Source organism: Pseudomonas mandelii (assembly GCF_024138395.1).
GTDB classification, from domain to species: domain Bacteria; phylum Pseudomonadota; class Gammaproteobacteria; order Pseudomonadales; family Pseudomonadaceae; genus Aquipseudomonas; species Aquipseudomonas mandelii_E.
Map to the genome: position 1 here is coordinate 557005 of NZ_JAMYDU010000002.1, position 14580 is coordinate 571584.

Consider the following 14580-nt stretch of genomic DNA (forward strand, 5'->3'; position numbering starts at 1 on the left):
GACGCAGAGCGTCCCGGGCTGCATTCCCACGCAGAGCGTGGGAACGATCAACGGGGGCATTCCTTTGCTGCGCGTGGGAACGATCACCCTAGAAGTCGCCCCACAATTGTTGGGCAACCGCCAACGCCACCACCGGCGCGGTTTCGGTGCGCAGCACGCGTGGGCCGAGGCGGGCGGCGTGAAAGCCGCCAGCCTTGGCCTGCTCGACTTCAGCGTCGGACAACCCGCCTTCCGGGCCGATCAGAAACGCCAGCGTCGCCGGTTTTGCATGGCTTACCAGCGGCTCGGCCACCGGGTGCAGCACCAGCTTCAATTCGGCTTCCGTTTGCTTTAGCCAGTCGGCCAACAGCAGCGGCGGATGAATCACCGGCACCGACGAGCGCCCGCACTGCTCACAGGCGCTGATCGCCACCTGACGCCAGTGCATCAGGCGTTTGTCGGCGCGCTCGTCCTTGAGGCGGACTTCGCAGCGGTCAGTGAAGATCGGAGTGATTTCGCTGACGCCCAATTCGGTGGCTTTCTGAATCGCCCAGTCCATCCGCTCGCCCCGGGACAAACCCTGGCCGAGGTGGACCGCAAGTGAAGACTCGACCTGCCCGGCGAAGCTTTCATCGATGTTCACCACGACGCGCTTCTTGCCGACATCCGCCAACGTGCCGCGAAACTCATGGCCCGAGCCGTCAAACAATTGCACCGCATCACCCTCGGCCATGCGCAGTACGCGGCTGATGTAATGGGCCTGGGCCTCAGGCAATTCGTGTTCGCCGATGCTCAAGGGGGCGTCGATAAAGAAGCGGGACAGTCTCATCTAGGGTCTCTGTAATTCGTCTGAACTGATCGTTCCCACGCTCTGCGTGGGAATGCCTCACCGGACGCTCTGCGTCCGCTTTTGGGACGCAGAGCGTCCCCGGCTGCATTCCCACGCAGAGCATGGGAACGAGAAAAACCTAACCCGGATCACGGTAACCCGGATGAAAGTCCTTCGGCACTGCCACGCTGATGCTGTCACGGGTGGCGATGTCGATGCCTTCGCTGGCCACTTCGGCCAGGAAATCGATCTGCTCCGGGGTAATCACGTACGGCGGCAGGAAATACACCACGCTGCCCAATGGCCGCAATAAAGCACCCCGCTCCAGCGCATGCTGGAACACTCTCAAACCACGGCGTTCCTGCCACGGGTAAGCGGTCTTGCTGGCCTTGTCCTTGACCATCTCGATGGCCAGCACCATGCCGGTCTGGCGCACTTCGGCAACGTTCGGGTGATCGGCCAGGTGAGCGGTGGAGGAGGCCATGCGCTGGGCCAGGGCCTTGTTGTTCTCGATGACGTTGTCTTCTTCGAAAATATCCAGCGTCGCCAATGCCGCCGCGCACGCCAGCGGATTACCGGTGTAGCTGTGGGAGTGCAGGAAGGCGCGCAGGGTCGGGTAGTCGTCGTAGAAGGCGCTGTAGACCTCATCGGTGGTCAGGCAGGCCGCCAGCGGCAGATAACCGCCGGTCAGGGCCTTGGACAGGCAAAGGAAATCCGGGCGGATACCGGCCTGTTCGCAGGCGAACATCGTGCCGGTGCGGCCGAAACCGACGGCGATTTCATCGTGGATCAGGTGCACGCCATAACGATCACAGGCGTCGCGCAGCAACTTCAGATACACCGGGTGATACATGCGCATCCCGCCGGCGCCCTGGATCAGTGGCTCCAGAATCACGGCGGCGACGCTGTCGTGGTTGTCAGCCAGCGTCTGCTCCATGGCGGCGAACATGTTGCGCGAGTGTTCTTCCCAGCTCATGCCCTCGGGGCGCAGGTAGCAATCGGGGCTCGGCACCTTGATGGTGTCCATCAGCAGGGCTTTGTAGGTTTCAGTGAACAGCGGCACGTCGCCCACCGCCATCGCCGCCATGGTCTCGCCGTGGTAACCGTTGGTGAGGGTAACGAAGCGCTTCTTGTTCGGCTGGCCGCGGTTGAGCCAGTAGTGAAAGCTCATTTTCAGCGCGACTTCGATGCAGGACGAACCGTTATCGGCGTAGAAACACCGGGTCAGGCCTTCGGGCGTCATCTTCACCAGACGCTCCGACAGTTCGATCACCGGCTGATGGCTGAAACCGGCGAGGATCACGTGTTCCAGCTGATCGACCTGATCCTTGATGCGCTGATTGATTCGCGGGTTGGCGTGCCCGAACACATTGACCCACCAGGAGCTGACCGCGTCGAGGTAGCGTTTGCCTTCGAAGTCTTCCAGCCAGACGCCTTCACCGCGTTTGATCGGGATCAGCGGCAGCTGTTCGTGGTCTTTCATCTGGGTGCAGGGATGCCACAACACCGCGAGATCGCGTTCCATCCACTGTTTGTTCAGGCCCATTTTCTGTCTCCTCGAGGCTACCCGTGACGTAGGCGGGTAAACAATCGCGCAAGCCTATGCAATGCGCGTCATCGGGACAACCCATTGTGTCAATTGAGCTACTTTGTATAGGACGATAGACGTTGCTGGCGGCGTTTTGATGGCTGACGTATTCTTCGCGGTTCTTTGAGTCGTCTGACTCGTAAAACCGCTATTTCCTCGTGTATTTCCGGAGTTCGCTGAATGTCTGCTGGTTGGCTGCGCGCCTGTGCGCTGGTGATGTTGGGGCTGTTCAGCGTTTCGGCGCTGGCCAAGGATAAAACGGTGATCGTGGTCGGTGGCGGGCTTTCGGGCCTCACCGCGGCGTACGAATTGCAGAACAAAGGCTGGCAGGTCACCCTGCTGGAAGCCAAGCCGACGTTGGGCGGTCGCTCCGGCATGGCCACCAGTGAGTGGATCGGCAACGACAAGACCCAACCAGTGCTGAACAAGTACGTCTCGACGTTCAAGCTGAGCACCACGCCAGCCCCTGAATTCGTGCGGACTCCTAGCTACCTGATCGACGGTGAATATTTCACCGCCGCTGATCTGGCGACTAAACAGCCGGCCACCGCCGAAGCGCTGAAGCGCTACGAAAAGACCCTGGATGATCTGGCGCGTTCGATCGAAGACCCGCAGAACCCGGCCGCCAACAGCACGCTGTTCGCCCTGGACCAGATCACCGTGTCCAACTGGCTCGATCGCTTGAGTCTGCCAGCCACTGCGCGTCAGTTGGTGAATCAGCAGATTCGTACCCGCTATGACGAACCTTCGCGCCTGTCGCTGCTGTACTTCGCACAACAGAGCCGCGTCTACCGTGGTGTTGCCGACCGTGACCTGCGTGCCTCGCGTCTGCCTGGCGGTAGCCCGGTGCTGGCCCAGGCCTTCGTCAAACAACTGAAAACCATCAAGACCAGCTCCCCGGTTTCGGCCATTACTCAGGACAAGGACGGCGTGACCGTCAAAGTCGGCAGCGTTGGCTACCAGGCGGACTACGTTGTGCTGGCCGTGCCGTTGCGCGCCCTGAACAAGATCCAGATGACCCCGGCGCTGGGTGCCCAGCACTTGGGCGCCATCAAAGGCACCAACTACGGCTGGCGTGACCAGATCATGCTGAAGTTCAAGACGCCGGTGTGGGAAAGCAAGGCGCGCATGTCCGGCGAGATCTACAGCAACACCGGTCTGGGCATGTTGTGGGTCGAGCCAGCTCTGAAGGGTGGCGCCAACGTGGTGATCAACCTGTCCGGCGACAACGCGCGGGTGATGCAGGCCTTCGGCGACAAGCAGATGGTCGATCAGGTACTGATTCGTCTGCATGCCTTTTATCCACAGGCACGCGGTTCGTTCACCGGTTATGAAATCCGTCGCTACAGCACCGACCCGTCGATGGGTGGCGCATACCTGGCCTTCGGCCCGGGCCAGATCAGCAAATACTGGCGCCTGTGGGAGCGTCCGCTGCAACGTATAGCCTTTGCCGGCGAACACACCGACACCTTGTACCCGGGCACTCTGGAAGGCGCATTGCGCACCGGTCAGCGTGCAGCCAGTCAGGTAGAAGACCTAGCGGCGGGCAAATCGTTTGAGCCAGCGAAGGTTGTTCCGGCGGCGACCGCAGCAGCGGCAGGTGCAGTGGCGGCGAAGAAAGGCAACTTCTTCAGCAACATGTTCGGTGGCTCGTCCGATAAAGCGGCCGACAAACCAGAACCGGCCAAGGTTGATGCGAAAGCGCAAGCGTCCGAACCTGGCTTCTTCTCGCGCATGTTCGGTGGCGGTGACGACAAGGCCCCGGCCAAGGCGCCAGAGCCAGTGGCACCGGTTGCTCCAACCCCCGCGCCAGTACCTGCGCCGGCCCCAGCGCCGGTTGAGGCGCCCAAGCCAGTGGTGCCGGTGAAGGCTGAGCCGGTCAAAAAAGCTCCGGTGAAAAAGCCTGCCGCCAAAACCGAGGCCAAAAAAGCCCCGGTCAAGGCGACGGCGAAGAAGACCGAGCCGCTGAAGAAATCAGCGGTCAGTACTGCTGCGAAGACCCCTGTGGCGGCTGAAACCAAGACGCAGTAAGTCCTGGAATCAAAAAAAGCGCGGCAGTGATGCCGCGCTTTTTTTATGTCTTGCGTATGTGGCTCCAACGCCGGTTGCTGTGTGCTTGAGGCTAAGCCAGATTGAGAATATGTACTTCGTCGCTTTGATAGTCGCTGATATAGGCCCGGTTATGTTGATCAAGAACCATGTCATACGGTTCGAAAGCACCAGCAATAGGCGTCCTGCGGACCATCTCATAAGTGTCGGTATTAATTTCCACGACCTCTTTTTTGGTTTGATCAACGGCATAAGCGTTTTTTTCGCCGAACACTATTTTCCCTTCGTACGTCACAAAGTCGAAATGCCTGGTGGTCGATGACAGGGTGTCCAGCACGGTGAGTTTTTGAGCGTCCAGCCCCACGATATAGACTTTCCTGCCATCGGGACTGACGCTAACCGCTGACGGATATCTTTCGGTTTTGATGATATTGATGACTTCGAAAGTCTTGCTGCTGATGACCGTGAGCGCGTCCTGATAAGGGCCGTCAGGGGAGTTGGTGCTGGAAATATACAGACGCGAATTGTCCTGGCTGATATCCACGCTGATCGAGGGAGAGGGTAATCCTCGCACTCTGCTCACCGCGTAAGTGCGGGTATCAATAATCGCCAACCACTCTTTATCCTGTCGAATGGTGACGTAAACATGCTTGCCGTCCCGGCTGACTACGACACCCCAAGGGTGTGTTCCCACCTTGACGTGACCCACCTCGTAAGTTTTGGTATCAATAACCGAAACCGAACTTGAACCGTAGTTGGTCACGTAGGCTCTTTTCCCTCCATGGGCAAGGACGATGTTTTGGGGATAACGCTCGACGGCGATGGCGCGGATTACCTTTTTGTTCCGAGTGTCGATCACTGACACATTGCCCGAAATATAATTGCAAACAAAAACCCGGGATCCATCTTGGTTGATGGCTAGCCCTCGTGGTCCTTCCCCTACAGCTATCGAATCGGATCGATTGCGTGTTATCAGGGGAGATGAACTCGAGTTGTGACTCATGGTAGAACTCCTGTTCAGACGCTCGGACAATCGCCCGAGACCCAGTTCATCAATGACCTGCAATAATAGCTACTGTCAGATATGACAGTTCTGACGAGTGGTAAAGGCTTTTTGGACGTGGGAATGGGGACGGCTTCTGTAGGTTTTTTCGTCCGGTTAACACTCTCTTAACATCTCGACTCCAAGGTCTTGATCGTATTTCTCGATATTTCAGAGCGAAATTTTCCGCTTTAAATCGATAGATAACTCGATAGTCTTGGGCGCAGTTCTTACAGGATTTGGGCAATGCAGCTACGTAACTCTTCTTCCCGCTACGGTTGGGTCAGCATCTTCGTGCACTGGGGTGTAGCGCTCGCGGTCTTTGGCCTGTTCGCATTGGGGTTGTGGATGGTTGGTCTCGACTACTACAGCGCCTGGCGCAAAGATGCGCCGGACCTGCACAAGAGCATTGGCCTGGTATTGTTCGCAGTCATGTTGCTGCGGGTGTTGTGGCGCTTCATCAGCCCACCACCGCCACTCCTGCAAAGTTATAGCCGCATGACGCGCCTTGGCGCCGTTTTCGGCCATGCCTTCCTCTATCTCGGGCTGTTCGCTGTGATGATTGCCGGTTACCTGATTTCCACTGCAGACGGTGTCGGGATCCCGGTGTTTGGCCTGTTCGAAGTTCCTGCACTGGTTTCCGGACTACCGGACCAGGCAGACACCGCTGGTGTGATCCATTTGTACCTGGCTTGGGCGCTGGTAATTTTTTCCGGCCTCCATGCGTTGGCAGCATTGAAACACCACTTTATCGATCGTGATGCGACCCTGACGCGAATGCTGGGACGCAAAGCCTGATGTTCAACCTCGACTCCAAAGGAATAGAAAGCATGTTGAAAAAGACGCTCGCCGCTCTGGCAATCGGTTCTGCTCTGCTGTCGGCTAACGTGATGGCGGCCGATTACGTTGTCGACAAAGAAGGCCAGCACGCCTTCGTGGACTTCAAGATCAGCCACCTGGGTTATAGCTACATCACCGGTACCTTCAAGGACATCGACGGCAAGTTCAGCTTCGACGCCGCCAAGCCTGAAGACAGCAAGATCGAGTTCAATGTGCGCACCGCCAGTGTGTTCACCAACCACGCCGAACGCGACAAGCACATCGCCAGCGGTGACTTCCTGAACGTGGGCAAATTCGCCGACGCCAAGTTCGTTTCCACCAGCGTCAAATCCACCGGCAAAAACGCCGCTGGCAAAGACACTGCCGACGTAACCGGTAACCTGACCCTTCTGGGTGTGACCAAGCCAATCGTGGTCAAGGCCACTTTCCTGGGTGAAGGCAAGGATCCATGGGGCGGCTACCGTGCCGGCTTCGAAGGCACCACCAGCATCAAGCGTTCGGATTTCGGCAAGCAGAAAGACCTGGGCCCAGCGTCCGACGCGGTTGAGCTGTACGTTACGTTTGAAGGTGTGAAAGCGAAGTGAAATTCGCTGCTTGAACAAAAACGCCCCTGATCTCGCGATCCGGGGCGTTTTTTATGGGTCTGTCAGAATCCCTACGGACGGTCCGAGCCACTGTGGGAGCGGGCTTGCCCGCGATGGCGGTGGGTCAGTCAATATCAATGTTTGCTGGACGGACGCCATCGCGGGCAAGCCCGCTCCCACAGGGTTCTTCGCCAGCATAAAAAATGCCCCGGTCTTTCGATCCGGGGCATTTTTCATGGCTTTGAGAAACTCAGCGATTGCGTGTCAGCAACGCTGGTTTTTCGCCGCGTGGACGGCCTGGCAGTTGATCCAGTTGCTCAGGTGTCGGGAAGCGATCGCTTTTCGACTCCTTGTGGATGATCTTCGGTGCCGGGCCGCGCGGGTTTTGCACGGCCGGTTCCGAACGAGGCTGCTCGTCACGGGCCGGGCGGCGATTGCGGGACTCTTCGCGACGGGCCTGACCGTCACGTGGAGCACCGTTGCGTGGGCCGCTGCGCTTGGCCGGTGGGGTGCCGGTGGTTGCGCCGGTGCTGCTGCGCGGACCGTTCTGGCGACCTTGTGGCTGACCGGTGCGCGGCGCACTTGCACCTGCGCCTGGTGCCGGAGCGCCCGGACGGCGACCACGGCCCTGAGCAGGTTTTGCTTGTGGCACGTAGTCGACGCGGTTACCGAAGTTATCGACATCGTCGTCCAGGAACTCGTCCGGAGCACGGTCAGCGGCGGCGCGAGGTGCCGGGCGCTGTTGCTCACGGGCCGGGGTGCCTTCGCGAGGTTTGTGTTCACGGGCCGGACGATCGCCACGGCCAGTGGCAGCAGGTTTTTCCTTGCCGCCCTTGTCCTTGCCTTTGTCTTTACGACCGCCACCACCACCGCTGCCGTTCGGGCCATCGCCGCGCGGGCCACGTGGGTTGCGCGGGTTACGCACATCCGGACGCTCGCGAACTTCAGGTTTCTCGGCTTCCACGGCGCTGGAGTCGAAGCCCATCAGATTACCGTCGGCAATCTTCTGCTTGGTCATGCGCTCGATGCTTTTCAGCAGCTTCTCTTCGTCCGGAGCAACCAGCGAGATCGCCTCGCCCGAACGACCGGCACGGCCGGTACGACCGATTCGGTGCACGTAATCTTCGTCGACGTTCGGCAGTTCGAAGTTGACCACGTGGGGCAACTGGTCGATGTCCAGACCGCGAGCGGCGATGTCGGTGGCGACCAGGATGCGCACTTCACCGGCCTTGAAGTCGGCCAGGGCTTTGGTGCGGGCGTTCTGGCTCTTGTTACCGTGGATGGCGACGGCGGTGAGGCCGTGCTTGTCCAGGTACTCGGCCAGACGGTTGGCGCCGTGCTTGGTGCGGGTGAACACCAGCACCTGTTCCCAGGCGCCCGCGGTGATCAGGTGCGCGAGCAACGAACGCTTGTGGCTGGCGGCCAGGCGGAATACGCGCTGTTCGATCCGCTCGACCGTGGTGTTCGGTGGCGTGACTTCGATGCGTTCCGGGTTGTGCAGCAGCTTGCCGGCGAGGTCGGTGATGTCTTTGGAGAACGTCGCCGAGAACAGCAGGTTCTGGCGCTTGCTCGGCAGGCGGGCGAGGACCTTTTTCACGTCATGGACAAAGCCCATGTCGAGCATGCGGTCGGCTTCGTCCAGCACGAGGATTTCCACGTGGGACAGATCGACGCTGCCTTGGCCGGCGAGGTCGAGCAGGCGACCGGGGCAGGCCACCAGCACGTCGACGCCACGGGACATGGCCTGAACCTGTGGGTTCATGCCGACGCCGCCGAAGATGCAGGCGCTGACGAACTTCAGGTCACGGGCATAGACCTTGAAGCTCTCGTGCACCTGGGCCGCGAGTTCGCGGGTTGGGGTCAGGACCAGCACGCGCGGTTGGCGGGGGCCGTGACGCTGGGATTTGTCCGGGTGACCGTTAGGGAACAACCGCTCCAGAATCGGGAGGGCGAAACCACCGGTTTTACCAGTACCTGTCTGTGCCGCAACCATCAGGTCGCGACCTTGCAACACGGCGGGAATAGCCCGCTGTTGCACCGGAGTAGGCTCGGTATAGCCCGCTGCCTCGATGGCGCGGACTAAAGCCTCGGAGAGACCGAGGGAAGCAAAGGACATGAGTAATCCTGTTTTAGTTAGGGCTTGGCCCAATGGGAGTCTTGCCTGGCGCGAATCGCGTTTAAGAGGACGCAATCCCGTCCGGTCCTGCTGGGCCTCGAAGGCTCGTCTGGAGCGCTCGCGCGGGCTGAAAAGCTGCGCTGTAGCGGGATCGAGATGCCTTGAACAAGTCCGAGCGTCCGGGCGTGAGCCTGGCGGGAAGGCCGGAGTATAACAGAGCAATCACTGCGCGCCGCTTTCCTGCTGCTCAACGGTTTTTCCGCCGGTTGTGGTGGCGCTCGCGGCCCGTGCTTCGATGGCCGGCCCAGCGCCATAGCGGGCGCTCAGTTCAGCGTAGGCCGGCTCGCGCTTGAAACGTTTGAGCTCGGCACCGAAACGCTGCACCAACAAATCCATCCCGGCATTGCGGCGTACCGCCAGAAACTGGCTTTGCTGGCTGATGATGATCGGGTTCTCGGTGATCTTGTCGCGGATATTCAGTTGATCGAGCAAATGCTGGCCAACCCGGCGATCAGTGATCAGCAGGTCGATGCGACCGCGCACCAATTTGCCGAAGTTGGCTTCATGGGTGGGTGCCGGCTCTTGGGTGAACAGCGTCGATTCGCTGAAGTCCTTGCTGTACAGGTAACCCGGCGAGGTGCCAATGGTCAGGCCTTTCAGATCGTTCAGCGTGCGAAACGGATACGGTCGCTCGTTGGCGTAGAACATTACGAATTCGACTTGCGAGAGCGGTTCGCTGGGGTAGAGCAGTGTCGCGTCGCGTTCAGCGCTGTGGAAAATATCCAATGCGCCATCCGCCTGGCCTTGCTCAAGCATCGACAGGCAGCGTTTCCATGGCAGGAACTGCCATTCCACGTCGATCCCGAGGCGTTTGAAGACGATGGCCGTGGTTTCGTAGTCCAGACCCAGCGATTTGCCGTTTTCCTCATACACGTAAGGTGCCCAGGGCTCGGTAACAATACGCAACTTCTCGCCCCGAGCGGTGAAGCTCAGGCAAGTGAACAGAAGCACGGTCAGTAACTGAGCGATCAGGGGCATGGGGATGAGATTACGACGAGAAATCATAAAGAGCCAGAAACCGGATCCAGAAGCTCTGGTTCAAGACATTGCTGCACAATAACAGGGCGCCCAAAAGCAAAAGATCGCAGCCTTCGGCGGCTCCTACATGGGCATACATACCTCTGTAGGAGCTGCCGAAGGCTGCGATCTTTTGATCTTGCTTTAACGACGATTAACGCGGCAACTTCAGGTTATTCCACACCGCCAGACTCGGCTCAGCCTGGTTCAGTGTGTAGAAATGCAGCCCCGGAGCGCCGCCCTGCAACAGGCGTTCGCACATCTCGGTGATGACATGCTCACCAAAGCCTTGAATGCTCTGGGTGTCGTCGCCGTAGGCTTCCAGTTGCTTGCGAATCCAGCGCGGGATTTCCGCACCGCAAGCGTCGGAAAAACGCGCCAGTTTGCTGTAGTTGGTGATCGGCATGATCCCCGGCACGATCGGGATGTTCACGCCCTTCGCCCGTACACGCTCGACGAAGTAGAAGTAGCTGTCGGCGTTGAAGAAATACTGGGTGATCGCACTGTTGGCACCGGCGTTAGCCTTGCGCACGAAGTTGTTGAGATCGTCTTCAAAGTTGCGCGCTTGCGGATGCATTTCCGGGTAAGCGGCGACTTCGATGTGGAAATGATCGCCGGTTTCTTCACGAATGAATTCAACCAGATCATTGGCGTGACGCATCTCGCCGCTGGCCATGCCCATGCCGGAAGGCAGGTCACCGCGCAGGGCAACGATTCGGGTGATGCCGGCCGCCTTGTATTGGGTCAGCAGGCCACGCAGGTCGTCCTTGCTGTCGCCCACGCAAGACAAATGCGGTGCGGCAGGGACTTTGACTTCGCTTTCAAGTTGCAACACGGTGTTGAGGGTGCGATCACGGGTCGAACCGCCAGCGCCGTAGGTGCAGGAGAAGAAGTCAGGACTGTAGGTCGCCAGATGACGGGCAGTGGCGATCAGTTTTTCATGCCCAGCATCGGTCTTCGTAGGGAAGAACTCGAAGCTGTAGCGACGTTCTTGGGACATGGTCATATCCTTGGAAGCACATAAGCCTTGCAGGACGCTACGTTCTCTGTAGGAGCGAAGCTTGCTCGCGAATCAGGCGCCGCGGTGTTTCAGAAACGCCATGGTGAAGCGTTCGCGAGCAAGCTTCGCTCCTACAGAGAGCGGATGATGCCTGCATGAGTCCGCTCCGATGGGGAGCGGACAGCAGGACCAATCAGTAGCGGTAGGCGTGCGGCTTGAACGGGCCTTCGACGGTGACGCCGATATAGTCAGCCTGTTGCTTGGTCAGTTGAGTGACTACGCCACCGAAACCGCGGACCATTTCCAGGGCCACTTCTTCGTCGAGTTTCTTTGGCAGTACTTCAACGGTCAGGCGCTCGGCTTTCTGCGCTGGCGACAGGTCGGCGTACTTCTGGCCGAACAGGAAGATCTGTGCCAGAACCTGGTTGGCGAACGAGCCGTCCATGATGCGGCTTGGGTGGCCAGTGGCGTTGCCCAGGTTAACCAGACGGCCTTCGGCCAGCAGGATCAGGTAGTCGTCGTTCTGAGCGTCGAATGCGCCCGGGCCGGTGCGGTGAACCTTGTGAACCTGCGGCTTCACTTCTTCCCATGCCCAGTTCTTGCGCATGAAAGCGGTGTCGATTTCGTTGTCGAAGTGACCGATGTTGCAGACCACAGCGCGCTTCTTCAGGGCTTTGAGCATGTTTGCATCGCAAACATTGACGTTACCGGTGGTGGTCACGATTAGGTCGATCTTGCCCAGCAGCGCTTTGTCGATGCTCGCTTCGGTACCGTTGTTGATACCGTCGATGAACGGCGAAACCAGTTCGAAACCGTCCATGCAAGCTTGCATGGCGCAGATCGGGTCGACTTCGGACACTTTAACGATCATGCCTTCCTGACGCAGGGACTGGGCCGAGCCCTTGCCCACGTCACCGTAACCGATGACCAGCGCTTGCTTGCCGGACAACAGGTGATCGGTGCCGCGCTTGATCGCATCGTTCAGGCTGTGACGGCAACCGTACTTGTTGTCGTTCTTGCTCTTGGTCACCGAGTCGTTGACGTTGATGGCCGGGATTTTCAGTTCGCCCTTGGCCAGCATGTCCAGCAGGCGGTGAACGCCGGTGGTGGTTTCTTCGGTGACGCCGTGGACGCGGTCCAGGATCGCCGGGTATTTCTTGTGCAGCAACTCGGTCAGGTCGCCGCCGTCGTCGAGGATCATGTTGGCGTCCCAAGGCGCGCCATCTTTCAGGATGGTTTGCTCCAGGCACCACTCGTACTCTTCTTCAGTCTCGCCTTTCCAGGCGAAAACCGGGATACCGGCAGCAGCGATAGCGGCAGCGGCCTGGTCTTGAGTCGAGAAAATGTTGCAGGACGACCAACGTACTTCGGCACCCAGGGCAACCAGGGTTTCGATCAGCACGGCAGTCTGAATAGTCATGTGGATGCAGCCGAGAATCTTCGCGCCTTTGAGCGGCTGCTCGGCGGAATATTTGCGGCGCAGCCCCATCAGGGCTGGCATTTCGGATTCGGCGATGATGGTTTCGCGACGGCCCCAGGCAGCCAGGGACATGTCGGCGACTTTGTAATCGTTAAAATCTACAGGCGTGATAACAGCGCTCATGATGAGCCTCCATTCGTAATGTATGCGAATGGGCGCCGTTGTGCGTTTAGTGTCTGGCCATGGCCAGTCAACGCCCCATCCGAGCCTGACAGGTCGAACCTGCTGCAGCGCCCCTCGGACAGGTGGCGGGAAAACGGTAGCAAGTGAACATTACCGTTTTGAAACGGGGGCGATTATAGCGGGCTATGCTGATCTTCCAAAGCCTTTCTGTTGGTCAATGTCCGAACGGTAATCGAGACCATAGTCGATGCGTAATAGAGCTCTAGTCCGGGCTCTGCCATGATGGCCGGCATCAATCGGCAAGACGGTCAGGAGTGAGTATGAATTTCCACACCCGCAAATGGGTAAAACCCGAAGACCTCAACCCCAACGGCACGCTGTTCGGCGGCAGTCTGTTGCGCTGGATAGACGAGGAAGCGGCGATCTACGCCATCGTCCAGCTGGGTAATCAGCGCGTGGTCACCAAATACATTTCCGAGATCAATTTTGTCAGCGCCTCGCGTCAGGGCGACATCATCGAACTGGGCATCACCGCCACCGAGTTCGGTCGCACCTCGATCACGCTGACCTGCGAAGTGCGCAACAAGATCACCCGCAAGAGCATCCTGACGGTAGAGAAGATGGTCTTCGTGAACCTGGGCGAAGACGGCCTGCCCGCGCCGCACGGCCGGACCGAAATCAGGTACGTCAAAGACCAGTTCAAGGATGATGACATCGGCGAGTAATGCGAACCCATCAGTATTTCACCGATCCCGTAGGAGCTGCCGAAGGCTGCGATCTTTTGATCTTGATCCTGGCGTCGACCCAGACCGCTGAAATCAAAATCAAAAGATCGCAGCCTTCGGCAGCTCCTACAGAACGGACCTGAGCCCCGCGTGTCGTAACTAAACGATACGCCACTGGTTCAGGAGCTTTATGGACACGTCCAAAGACGGCAAGACCCCGGACCTCTCGGCGCAAGAACAGCGTGAGGTCGACAAGAACCAGCCACCGCGTGCGGCGGTGTTGCACGAAATCATTCGCACCCAAGGTGATAAGGAGCTCGAGCGTAGCGTTGCGGCGCTGTGGTGGTCGGCCCTGGCTGCCGGCCTGACCATGGGCTTGTCGCTGATGGCCATGGGGCTGCTCAACTCGCGTCTGCCGGACGGCGAAGGCTTCAGGGTGATCGCCAGTTTTGGTTACTGCGCAGGTTTTCTTGCGGTGATTCTCGCCCGTCAGCAACTCTTCACCGAAAATACCCTGACTGCCGTGCTGCCGATCATGAGCAAACCTACGCTGGGTAATTTCGGTCGGTTGTTTCGGCTGTGGTCGATCGTGCTGGTGGGCAACCTCTGCGGCACCTTGCTGGTGGCGTATGTGATGTTGCATCTGCCGATTTTCGACGCCAAGACCGATCTGGCCTTCCTCGACATCGGACGCAAGGTCATGGAGAACGACGCGAGCAAAATGTTCGCCAAAGGCATCATCTCCGGCTGGATGATCGCCACCATGGTCTGGATGATTCCCTCGATGGAAAGCGCCAAGATGTGGATCATCATCCTCATCACCTATTTCATGGCGCTGGGAGATTTCACCCACATCGTGGTCGGATCGGTTGAGGTCTCATACCTGGTGTTTGCCGGCGAGTTGCCCTGGAAGGATTTCTGGCTGGTGTTCGCAGGTCCCACGCTGATGGGGAACATCATCGGTGGCAGTTTTATCTTCGCGCTGATCAGTCACGCGCAGATTCGCAGCGAAAACGGACCGCTGAAGACCTCTGCGGAACGGAACCAGGAACCCGAACCGCAGAAGATCAGCAAATGAAGGGTGAAGTACCTGCCAGTCAGTTAAGCGTAATTTCGTGTGGGAGCGGGATTGCTCGCGAAGGCGGTGT

Annotated in this window: 12 protein-coding genes and 1 riboswitch; of the genes, 5 read left to right on the forward strand and 7 right to left on the reverse strand. The window is 58.9% G+C overall.

Annotated features, from left to right (window positions below):
* Positions 1–88: 88 nt before the first annotated feature.
* Together NHU87_RS05965 and NHU87_RS05970 are read right to left on the reverse strand one after the other, a co-directional pair.
* A complete protein-coding gene (locus tag NHU87_RS05965; RefSeq protein WP_253546507.1) occupies positions 89–808 on the reverse strand; it encodes a 16S rRNA (uracil(1498)-N(3))-methyltransferase in 720 nt (239 codons plus the stop codon).
* A gap of 139 nt (positions 809–947) precedes the next feature.
* Positions 948–2354 carry an adenosylmethionine--8-amino-7-oxononanoate transaminase gene (locus tag NHU87_RS05970; protein ID WP_253546509.1) on the reverse strand — a complete coding sequence of 469 codons (1407 nt, stop codon included), beginning with the start codon at positions 2352–2354 and terminating at the stop codon, positions 948–950.
* A 222-nt stretch (positions 2355–2576) separates the two neighbouring features.
* Here NHU87_RS05970 and NHU87_RS05975 point away from each other — a divergent pair, with 222 nt between their 5' ends.
* Complete coding sequence (locus tag NHU87_RS05975) at positions 2577–4427, forward strand: flavin monoamine oxidase family protein (RefSeq protein WP_253546511.1); 1851 nt, start codon at positions 2577–2579, stop codon at positions 4425–4427.
* Between the two features lie 91 nt (positions 4428–4518).
* Here NHU87_RS05975 and NHU87_RS05980 read toward each other — a convergent pair whose 3' ends face one another.
* Positions 4519–5448: a YncE family protein gene (locus tag NHU87_RS05980; protein WP_253546513.1), complete on the reverse strand. Its 930-nt coding sequence runs from the start codon at positions 5446–5448 to the stop codon at positions 4519–4521.
* A gap of 285 nt (positions 5449–5733) precedes the next feature.
* Here NHU87_RS05980 and NHU87_RS05985 point away from each other — a divergent pair, with 285 nt between their 5' ends.
* Entirely contained in the window at positions 5734–6285 is a 552-nt protein-coding gene (locus tag NHU87_RS05985; RefSeq protein ID WP_253546514.1) for a cytochrome b, read from the forward strand.
* 32 nt (positions 6286–6317) lie between these two features.
* Complete coding sequence (locus tag NHU87_RS05990) at positions 6318–6911, forward strand: YceI family protein (RefSeq protein WP_253546516.1); 594 nt, start codon at positions 6318–6320, stop codon at positions 6909–6911.
* Between the two features lie 250 nt (positions 6912–7161).
* On the opposite strand, the gene NHU87_RS05995 is transcribed toward NHU87_RS05990, so the two are convergent.
* The 4 genes from NHU87_RS05995 to ahcY form a co-directional block, all read right to left on the reverse strand.
* Entirely contained in the window at positions 7162–9027 is a 1866-nt protein-coding gene (locus tag NHU87_RS05995; protein ID WP_253546518.1) for a DEAD/DEAH box helicase, read from the reverse strand.
* A gap of 222 nt (positions 9028–9249) precedes the next feature.
* Positions 9250–10065: a substrate-binding periplasmic protein gene (locus NHU87_RS06000; RefSeq protein ID WP_253546651.1), complete on the reverse strand. Its 816-nt coding sequence runs from the start codon at positions 10063–10065 to the stop codon at positions 9250–9252.
* A gap of 193 nt (positions 10066–10258) precedes the next feature.
* The gene (gene metF / locus NHU87_RS06005; RefSeq protein WP_253546520.1) at positions 10259–11104 is read right to left on the reverse strand and encodes a methylenetetrahydrofolate reductase [NAD(P)H]; all 846 of its coding nucleotides are present in this window, start codon (positions 11102–11104) and stop codon (positions 10259–10261) included.
* Positions 11105–11297: 193 nt separating this feature from the next.
* Positions 11298–12707: an adenosylhomocysteinase gene (gene ahcY / locus NHU87_RS06010; protein WP_007898042.1), complete on the reverse strand. Its 1410-nt coding sequence runs from the start codon at positions 12705–12707 to the stop codon at positions 11298–11300.
* A 23-nt stretch (positions 12708–12730) separates the two neighbouring features.
* Positions 12731–12829: riboswitch (S-adenosyl-L-homocysteine riboswitch) on the reverse strand.
* A gap of 198 nt (positions 12830–13027) precedes the next feature.
* Between ahcY and NHU87_RS06015 the strand changes: the two genes are divergently transcribed.
* Both NHU87_RS06015 and NHU87_RS06020 read left to right on the forward strand, forming a co-directional pair.
* Positions 13028–13432: an acyl-CoA thioesterase gene (locus tag NHU87_RS06015; RefSeq protein ID WP_038981033.1), complete on the forward strand. Its 405-nt coding sequence runs from the start codon at positions 13028–13030 to the stop codon at positions 13430–13432.
* A gap of 190 nt (positions 13433–13622) precedes the next feature.
* Positions 13623–14510 carry a formate/nitrite transporter family protein gene (locus tag NHU87_RS06020; protein ID WP_253546522.1) on the forward strand — a complete coding sequence of 296 codons (888 nt, stop codon included), beginning with the start codon at positions 13623–13625 and terminating at the stop codon, positions 14508–14510.
* The last annotated feature ends 70 nt before the right edge of the window (positions 14511–14580 follow it).

What these genes read in the sequence shown, in the direction of transcription:
- NHU87_RS05970 (WP_253546509.1), bottom strand. Translation starts at nt 2,354, where the DNA reads ATGGGCCTGAACAAACAGTGGATGGAACGCGATCTCGCGGTGTTGTGG.
- metF (WP_253546520.1), bottom strand. Translation starts at nt 11,104, where the DNA reads ATGTCCCAAGAACGTCGCTACAGCTTCGAGTTCTTCCCTACGAAGACC.
- NHU87_RS06020 (WP_253546522.1), top strand. Translation starts at nt 13,623, where the DNA reads ATGGACACGTCCAAAGACGGCAAGACCCCGGACCTCTCGGCGCAAGAA.
- NHU87_RS06015 (WP_038981033.1), top strand. Translation starts at nt 13,028, where the DNA reads ATGAATTTCCACACCCGCAAATGGGTAAAACCCGAAGACCTCAACCCC.
- ahcY (WP_007898042.1), bottom strand. Translation starts at nt 12,707, where the DNA reads ATGAGCGCTGTTATCACGCCTGTAGATTTTAACGATTACAAAGTCGCC.
- NHU87_RS05995 (WP_253546518.1), bottom strand. Translation starts at nt 9,027, where the DNA reads ATGTCCTTTGCTTCCCTCGGTCTCTCCGAGGCTTTAGTCCGCGCCATC.
- NHU87_RS05965 (WP_253546507.1), bottom strand. Translation starts at nt 808, where the DNA reads ATGAGACTGTCCCGCTTCTTTATCGACGCCCCCTTGAGCATCGGCGAA.
- NHU87_RS06000 (WP_253546651.1), bottom strand. Translation starts at nt 10,065, where the DNA reads ATGCCCCTGATCGCTCAGTTACTGACCGTGCTTCTGTTCACTTGCCTG.
- NHU87_RS05990 (WP_253546516.1), top strand. Translation starts at nt 6,318, where the DNA reads ATGTTGAAAAAGACGCTCGCCGCTCTGGCAATCGGTTCTGCTCTGCTG.
- NHU87_RS05975 (WP_253546511.1), top strand. Translation starts at nt 2,577, where the DNA reads ATGTCTGCTGGTTGGCTGCGCGCCTGTGCGCTGGTGATGTTGGGGCTG.
- NHU87_RS05985 (WP_253546514.1), top strand. Translation starts at nt 5,734, where the DNA reads ATGCAGCTACGTAACTCTTCTTCCCGCTACGGTTGGGTCAGCATCTTC.
- NHU87_RS05980 (WP_253546513.1), bottom strand. Translation starts at nt 5,448, where the DNA reads ATGAGTCACAACTCGAGTTCATCTCCCCTGATAACACGCAATCGATCC.